Source organism: Kamptonema formosum PCC 6407 (genome assembly GCF_000332155.1).
GTDB classification, from domain to species: domain Bacteria; phylum Cyanobacteriota; class Cyanobacteriia; order Cyanobacteriales; family Microcoleaceae; genus Kamptonema; species Kamptonema formosum.
The window spans coordinates 141,929-142,300 of the sequence record NZ_KB235906.1; the positions used below are offsets into that span (position 1 = coordinate 141,929).

General features: G+C 36.3%; 1 pseudogene. It reads right to left on the reverse strand.

The features are described 5' to 3' along the window. Positions 1 to 353 (reverse strand): annotated as a pseudogene (locus OSCIL6407_RS36010) (hypothetical protein); the annotation flags it as partial. Positions 354 to 372: the final 19 nt, after the last annotated feature.

Sequence of the window (372 nt, forward strand, 5' to 3'; positions counted from 1 at the left end):
AGTCCGTAGTAGTTGAATATTACAGCAAAATCAAGAATCAAGTATTCGACTTTTGAATTCAGATTTTCTGGTAATGTTGCGTAAGAGTTTATATCTTCATCTCCAAACAAATTTGATGCGTTTGTATCTAATTCTGGCTCGGTATACCAATGCGAAATTTCTGAGTACCACTGTTTTGCTTGTCGCTCTTTATCAATCCATTCTTGGGGTGTATTTGAGTCGATACACAATTCAAAATATCGATGCTGGTAAGTAACTTTGTAAGCTTTAGGTAAAGTTTTCCAGTACGTTGCTTTCCAAAATCCTATATCCTCCCAAACTTCTGTACCGTCAATGATAGTGCAGTTGAACAAATGTTCTGTTATGCTCAGG